Source organism: Streptococcus sp. 9.1 (genome assembly GCF_016648815.1).
Taxonomy (GTDB): Bacteria; Bacillota; Bacilli; order Lactobacillales; family Streptococcaceae; genus Streptococcus; species Streptococcus salivarius_E.
Genome location: NZ_JACLQS010000034.1, coordinates 1 through 1,209 on the forward strand (window position 1 = coordinate 1; position 1,209 = coordinate 1,209).

The 1,209-nt window shown below is 48.8% G+C and carries 1 protein-coding gene; it reads left to right on the forward strand.

Annotation, left to right across the window (positions count from 1 at the left end):
• Positions 1–1,209: Ig-like domain-containing protein (locus H7T93_RS09875; protein ID WP_260314203.1), on the forward strand; the 1,209-nt coding region annotated here is incomplete at both ends.

The following is a 1,209-nucleotide window of genomic DNA, read 5'->3' on the forward strand; positions in this document are numbered from 1 at the left end:
TATTCCAGCAGGAAATGTAACAGCCAAAGCGACAGATCCATCAGGAAATACATCAGACGCAAGTGATCCTAAAGTGGCGACAGATACAACAGCTCCAGCGAAACCAGTTGTGAACACAGACCTTACCGGTAAAGCCGGAACTAAGCCATCAGTAGAAGTGAGCGCAGAACCAGGCTCAACTGTTGCCCTTTACGACAAAGATGGTAACAAGATTGGTGAAGCTACAGCAGGCGCAGATGGCAAAGCAACGATTACGCCAACCGTCGACATTCCAGCAGGAAATGTGACAGCGACAGCGACGGACCCAGCCGGAAATACCTCAGACGCAAGTGATCCAGCGAAGGCAACTACAGGCGCTGATACAGAAGCGCCAGTGAAACCAGTAGTCGCTACAGACCTCACAGGAAAAGCAGGTACTAAGACACCGGTTGAAGTCAGCGCAGAACCAGGTTCAACTGTTGCCCTTTACGATAAAGATGGTAACAAGATTGGTGAAGCGACAGCAGGCGCAGATGGCAAAGCAACAATCACGCCAACCGTTGCTATTCCAGCAGGCAATGTGACAGCGACAGCGACAGATGCAGCTGGTAATACATCAGTTGCAAGTGATCCTAAAGTAGCGACAGATACCACAGCCCCAGCGAAACCAGTAGTGGATACAGACCTTACCGGTAAAGCCGGTACTAAGACTCCAGTTGAAGTAACTGCAGAACCAGGTTCAACTGTTGCTCTTTACGATAAAGATGGCAACAAGATTGGTGAAGCTACAGCAGGCGCAGATGGTAAAGCAACCATTACCCCAACAGTCGACATTCCAGCAGGAAATGTGACAGCTAAAGCGACAGACCCATCAGGAAACACATCAGATGCCAGCGATCCAATGGTAGCAACAACTGATACAACAGCTCCAGCTAAACCAGTTGTCGCTACAGACCTTACTGACAAAGCAGGTACTAAGACTCCGGTTGAAGTGAGTGCAGAACCAGGAACTAAGGTTGAATTGTTCGATAAAGACGGCAACAAGATTGGTGAAGCAACAGCTGATGAAAATGGTAAAGCTACGATCACACCAACTGTAGCAATTCCAGCCGGTAATGTAACAGCGAAAGCGACAGACCCAGCAGGAAACACTTCAGATGCCAGCGATCCAATGGTAGCAACAACTGATACAACAGCTCCAGCTAAACCAGTTGTCGCTACAGACCTTAC